General features: G+C 66.7%; 5 protein-coding genes. 3 read left to right on the top strand and 2 right to left on the bottom strand.

Translation table 11 applies throughout. The features are described 5' to 3' along the window. Positions 1-225: 225 nt before the first annotated feature. Entirely contained in the window at positions 226-1,050 is an 825-nt protein-coding gene (locus IAE41_RS21630) for an META and DUF4377 domain-containing protein (protein WP_200734515.1), read from the bottom strand. 74 nt (positions 1,051-1,124) lie between these two features. After that, the gene (locus IAE41_RS21625) at positions 1,125-1,919 is read right to left on the bottom strand and encodes an undecaprenyl-diphosphate phosphatase (protein ID WP_079224666.1); all 795 of its coding nucleotides are present in this window, start codon (positions 1,917-1,919) and stop codon (positions 1,125-1,127) included. A gap of 223 nt (positions 1,920-2,142) precedes the next feature. Here IAE41_RS21625 and glnA point away from each other — a divergent pair, with 223 nt between their 5' ends. The 3 genes from glnA (at position 2,143) to amt (ending at position 5,658) form a co-directional block, all read left to right on the top strand. Continuing rightward, positions 2,143-3,552 (top strand): type I glutamate--ammonia ligase, encoded by a 1,410-nt coding sequence (gene glnA, locus IAE41_RS21620; RefSeq protein ID WP_200734514.1) that lies wholly within the window; start codon positions 2,143-2,145, stop codon positions 3,550-3,552. A 318-nt stretch (positions 3,553-3,870) separates the two neighbouring features. Continuing rightward, positions 3,871-4,209 carry a P-II family nitrogen regulator gene (locus IAE41_RS21615; protein WP_004134334.1) on the top strand — a complete coding sequence of 113 codons (339 nt, stop codon included), beginning with the start codon at positions 3,871-3,873 and terminating at the stop codon, positions 4,207-4,209. Positions 4,210-4,230: 21 nt separating this feature from the next. After that, positions 4,231-5,658, top strand: coding sequence for an ammonium transporter (amt, locus tag IAE41_RS21610; RefSeq protein ID WP_200734513.1), 1,428 nt, complete (start codon positions 4,231-4,233; stop codon positions 5,656-5,658). Positions 5,659-5,773 lie beyond the last annotated feature (115 nt).

Raw genomic sequence — 5,773 nt, 5'->3', positions numbered from 1 at the left:
GTCGGCACGATCCCTCCGTGGTGGGTAGAGCCGGCCGCTGGCCGGCTGCGCCTTCTGTAGAGCCGAGCCAAGCTCGGCTGCGTTCCACACAGTCGAGCATGGCTCGACTCTACAAAAGCACCGTTACGAAGAAGGGCGGCCTCGTGGCCGCCCTCCAGAAGCAAGCCGACTGACAGTCGGCTCTACCATCAGCCAGCCGACCAACCGTCGGCGCTATCGTCGGCTTTACCGCTCGGTGGCCGACTCGACCACCATGTCCAGCACGTAGGCCTGCGAGGGGGCGTCGGCCGGCGGGTTCTTCACCGCGAAGCGCTTCACGCGCACCACGTTGCGCACGCCGTCTTCGTGGGTATAGCCCTCGATGGTGCCGTAGAAGTTCTCGAACTTGCCGGGCTCGCCCTGCTTCAGGCCCTTGTCGTCGAACTTCACTTCACGCACCTGCAGGCACTGGTAGTCCGGAATCAGCGGGTGCGAGCACTTCTCGGTCTTCGCGGCCACTTCCAGGAACACGGTTTCGCCCGGGCCGCCGAAGCGGGTTTCGGCGGTGGGTTCCGGCGCGAACACCAGCACGTCGCCCTTGGCAGTGGTCAGGGTCAGCGTGCCGTCGGCGTCCTGCGCGGTCTTCAACTCGCCCTGCAGGCGGCTGGAGACCGCTTCGTCCAGCGCCATCAGCGCCTTGTCGGTGCAGGCCATCATGGTCGATGCCATCGCGCCCACCTTCAGCGTGCCGTTCTCCAGCGTGTAGCCACCGCCCAGGCGGTTGCAGGTGTTGCTCACCGACAGGCGGCCGTCGGCGAAGTCCAGGGTGACCGGCTTGTCATCGCGGGCAAACAGCGCATCGATGCGCTTGCCGTCGGCCGCGGTGGCCTGCTTCAGCAACCAGTGCTGGCTCTGCAGGCGCTGCGCATCCAGGTGCGCCAGCGTCTGCTGGTCCGCCGCCCTGGTCGCGGCCGGGGCCACGTCGTCGCCGCCGGTGCCGGCGGGGGCAGGGGTCTGGCTGCACGCGGCCAGCAGGGCCAGCGGGAGGAGCAGGGTGAGCTTGCGGTTCATGGTGATGAGTCTCCTTGAGGAACCAGGGAAAACGGACCGGCGCCGGCGATGGGGTTGCCCGGCGCCGGCGCTGTTCAGCTACCGGCAGGCAACCAGAGCAGCAGTGCAGCGCCCAGGGCGATGCGGTAGACGGCGAACGCGGTGAACTTGTGCGACTTGATGTAGCCCATCAGCCACTTCACTACGACGAAGCCGGTGATGGCGGCGGCAACGAACGCCACGCCGACGTCGGTCCAGTTCTCGCTGGCCAGGTTTCCTTCCTTGGCCAGTTCCAGGAAGGTGTAGGCACTGGCGGCGAACATGGTGGGAATACCCAGCAGGAACACGAACTCGGCGGCCGCCGCGCGGCGGCTCAGGCCCAGCAGCATGGCCAGGAAGATCGCCGAGGCCGAACGCGAGGTACCCGGGAACACGCCGGCCACCACCTGCGCCAGGCCCACGCCGATCGCCACGGTCCAGGTCACCTGGTCACGGTCGGGCAGGCGGGCGGTATAGGCCTCCACCAGCAGCATCCAGACGCCGCCGATGATCAGCGCCCAGGCCACTGGGCCCACGGTCTCCGGCAGCGACCAGCCGGCCTTGCGCACCACCAGGCCGACCACGGCGGTCACCAGGAAGGCAGCGCCCAGCTTGAACACGTATTCGCGGTTCTCGCGCTGGCCGAAGCCGGTGGCCAGCTGCAGCAGGCGCTGGCGGAACACCAGCACCACGGCCAGGATCGCGCCGGCCTGGATGATGATGTTGAAGAAGTCCGAGCGCGCGCCCAGCCAGTGCTGGGCGATCAGCAGGTGGCCGGTGCTGGAGATCGGCAGGAATTCGGTGAGGCCTTCGAGGATGCCCAGCAACAGGGCGGAGAGCAGATCGGACATGGGTGGAATGGGCGCCGGCAGCGGAAGGAAGAAGGTCGAGAGGATAGACGATCCCTGCCGCACCAAACGGGTGCGCGGGGGCGTGCATGCACCCCTTTGGTGCGCACTGGCCCGCACCGCGCCGGGGCGTGCTGTTTGAAATCAACAACTTGCAGTTTAGAAAAAGTTGGCACGGTCATTGCTCCACCTCAGTAGGCATTCATCCCCATCCGAGGTCGTACCGATGTCCGTGGAAACCGTTGAGAAGCTGATCAAGGACAACCAGATCGAGTTCGTCGATCTGCGTTTCGTGGATATGCGTGGCGTCGAACAGCACGTCACCTTCCCGGTCAGCATCATCGAACCGTCGCTGTTCGAAGAAGGCAAGATGTTCGACGGCAGCTCCATCGCCGGCTGGAAGGGCATCAACGAATCGGACATGGTCCTGCTGCCGGACCCGGCCAGCGCCTATGTCGATCCGTTCTACGCCGATCCGACCATCGTGATCAGCTGCGACATCCTCGACCCGGCCACCATGCAGCCGTACGGCCGCTGCCCGCGCGGCATCGCCAAGCGCGCCGAGGCCTACCTGAAGTCCTCCGGCATCGCCGAAACCGCGTTCTTCGGCCCGGAGCCGGAATTCTTCATCTTCGATTCGGTCCGTTTCGCCAATGAAATGGGCAACACCTTCTTCAAGGTCGATTCGGAAGAAGCGGCCTGGAACAGCGGCGCCAAGTACGACGGCGCCAACAGCGGCTACCGTCCGGGCGTGAAGGGCGGTTACTTCCCCGTTCCGCCGACCGACACCCTGCACGACCTGCGCGCTGAAATGTGCAAGACGCTGGAACAGGTCGGCATCGAAGTGGAAGTGCAGCACCACGAAGTGGCCACCGCCGGCCAGTGCGAGATCGGCACCAAGTTCAGCACCCTGGTGCAGAAGGCCGACGAACTGCTGCGCATGAAGTACGTCATCAAGAACGTGGCCCACCGCAACGGCAAGACCGTCACCTTCATGCCCAAGCCGATCGTCGGCGACAACGGCAGCGGCATGCACGTGCACCAGTCGCTGTCCAAGGGCGGCACCAACCTGTTCTCCGGCGACGGCTACGGCGGCCTGAGCCAGCTGGCGCTGTGGTACATCGGCGGCATCTTCAAGCACGCCAAGGCCATCAACGCCTTCGCCAACTCGGGCACCAACAGCTACAAGCGCCTGGTGCCGGGCTTCGAAGCCCCGGTGATGCTGGCCTACTCGGCCCGCAACCGTTCGGCCTCGTGCCGCATTCCGTGGGTGTCCAACCCGAAGGCGCGCCGCATCGAAATGCGCTTCCCCGATCCGATCCAGTCGGGCTACCTGACCTTCACCGCGCTGATGATGGCCGGCCTGGACGGCATCAAGAACCAGATCGACCCGGGCGCACCGAGCGACAAGGACCTGTACGACCTGCCGCCGGAAGAAGAGAAGCTGATCCCGCAGGTCTGCTCCTCGCTGGACCAGGCCCTGGAAGCGCTGGACAAGGACCGCGAGTTCCTCAAGGCCGGCGGCGTGATGAGCGATGACTTCATCGACGGCTACATCGCGCTGAAGATGCAGGAAGTGACCAAGTTCCGCGCGGCCACCCACCCGCTGGAATACCAGCTGTACTACGCCAACTGATCGGGCGGCGATGGCGGTGGGACCTCCCTCCCACCCGCCGCCATCGCCTCCGTTCGTCGCGGCTGGGGAGCCGCATGGCGGGCCCAGGCCCGTCGTGGTAGAGCGGACCGTTGGCCCGCTGCAACAGGGGCAAGAGAGACCGGATACGCGACATGGGCCGCCCTCCCTCCCGCGTCGGTCGTGCAAGGAGAGAGGCACGGCCGTCCCGGCCCATTGCGTGTCCGGTGCAACAGCCATGGCCATCACCACGATGGCCCATGGTTGCCTGATGCCATCGCGCCGCTGCGCGGTGGCCCCATCCACCATCGGGACATGCGCATGAAACTGATCTCCGCCATCATCCGGCCGTTCAAGCTCGACGAGGTCCGCGAGGCCCTCTCCGACGCGGGCGTGTCGGGCATCACCGTGACCGAAGTGAAAGGTTTCGGTCGCCAGAAGGGCCACACCGAGCTGTATCGCGGTGCCGAGTACGTCGTCGATTTCCTGCCCAAGATCAAGATCGAAACCGTGGTGACCGACGAGCGTGCCGACGCGGTGATCGAAGCGATCCAGTCGTCTGCAGGCACCGGCAAGATCGGCGACGGCAAGATCTTCGTCACTGCCGTCGAGCAGGTCATCCGCATCCGCACCGGCGAAATCGGTGCCGACGCGCTGTAACCCCTTCCGGAGACTCCCCCAATGAAGATGCGCCTTCTCACCGGGTGGCAAGCCCGGTTCCATTTCGTGTGCCTGTTGATGCTGCTCAGCGCGCTCGCCGCCGGTGCGTGGCCGGGCGCTGCCCACGCCCAGGCCGAGGTTTCACCGCTGCCCAGCGAAACCGTCGCGGTCGAGCCGCTGCAGGCGCCGGTTGCCGCCGCGCCCGCCGCCGCTGAAGCCGCCGCCCCCGCCTTCGACCATGGCGACGTGGCCTGGATGCTCACCTCCACCCTGCTGGTGCTGCTGATGGTGGTGCCCGGCCTGGCCCTGTTCTACGGCGGCCTGGTGCGTTCGAAGAACGTGTTGTCGGTGCTCAGCCAGATCCTGGTGGTGTTCTCGCTGGTGCTGCTGCTGTGGGTGTCCTACGGCTACAGCGCGGTGTTCAGTGCCGGCAATCCGTTCTTCGGTTCGTTCACCGAGTTCGCCTTCCTGAAGGGCTTCACCCCCGATTCGGTCGGCAACACGCCCATCAAGGGCCTGCCGGATTACCTGTTCGTTGCGTTCCAGTCGACCTTCGCCGGCATCACCACCGCGCTGATCGTCGGCGCCTTCGCCGAACGCATCAAGTTCCGCGCGGTGCTGCTGTTCTCGGCGCTGTGGTTCACCCTCAGCTACATCCCGATGGCACACATCGTCTGGGGTGGCGGCTATCTGGGTGAGATGGGCGCGATCGATTTCGCCGGTGGCACCGTGGTGCACATCAACGCGGGCGTGGCCGGCCTGGTCGGTGCCTGGTTCCTGGGCAAGCGCCTGGGCTATGGCCAGACCGCGCTGAAGCCGCACAACGTGCCGTTCACCTACATCGGCGCGATGCTGCTGTGGGTGGGCTGGTTCGGCTTCAACGCCGGCTCGGCCGCGGCGGCTGACACCGTTGCCTCGCTGGCCTTCCTCAACACCGTGCTGGCCACTGCCGCAGCAGTGCTGGGCTGGACCCTCACCGAAGCGATCACCAAGGGCAAGCCGTCGGCACTGGGTGCCGCCTCGGGTGCGGTGGCCGGCCTGGTCGGCATCACCCCGGCCTGCGGCACCGTGGGTCCGCTCGGCGCCATCGTCATTGGCTTCGTCGCCGGTGTGGTCTGCGTGTGGGGTGTCACTGGCCTGAAGCGCCTGCTGAAGGTGGACGACACCGCCGACGTGTTCGGCGTGCACGGCGTCGGCGGCATCGTCGGTGCCATCCTCACCGGTGTGTTCAGCGCGCAGTCGCTGGGCGGCACCAAGGCTGATCTGGATATCGGCCATCAGGTGTGGGTGCAGGTGGTCAGCGTCGGCCTCACCGTGGTCTGGTCGGCGGTGGTGACGGCGGCCATCCTGCTGCTGGTGAAGGTGGTGGTCGGCCTGCGCGTGACCGAAGAGGCCGAGCGTACCGGCCTGGATGTCACCTCGCACGGCGAATCGGCCTACGAGGCCTGAGGTAACAGCGGGCAGCCTTCTGCCCTGGTGGCTGCCATGAGCCCTGGTGGGTGGCCCCCCGTGGGGGGGGCGCCCCGCCCCCCCCCCCCCCGGGGGGGGGGCGCGGACCCGGAAC

The organism is Stenotrophomonas sp. S39 (genome assembly GCF_016624665.1).
Taxonomy (GTDB): Bacteria; Pseudomonadota; Gammaproteobacteria; order Xanthomonadales; family Xanthomonadaceae; genus Stenotrophomonas.
This window is presented reverse-complemented; position numbering and strand designations above follow the sequence as displayed.

Coding starts and splice junctions, on each gene's coding strand:
- IAE41_RS21630 (WP_200734515.1), bottom strand. CDS start 1,050: ATGAACCGCAAGCTCACCCTGCTCCTCCCGCTGGCCCTGCTGGCCGCG.
- IAE41_RS21625 (WP_079224666.1), bottom strand. CDS start 1,919: ATGTCCGATCTGCTCTCCGCCCTGTTGCTGGGCATCCTCGAAGGCCTC.
- glnA (WP_200734514.1), top strand. CDS start 2,143: ATGTCCGTGGAAACCGTTGAGAAGCTGATCAAGGACAACCAGATCGAG.
- IAE41_RS21615 (WP_004134334.1), top strand. CDS start 3,871: ATGAAACTGATCTCCGCCATCATCCGGCCGTTCAAGCTCGACGAGGTC.
- amt (WP_200734513.1), top strand. CDS start 4,231: ATGAAGATGCGCCTTCTCACCGGGTGGCAAGCCCGGTTCCATTTCGTG.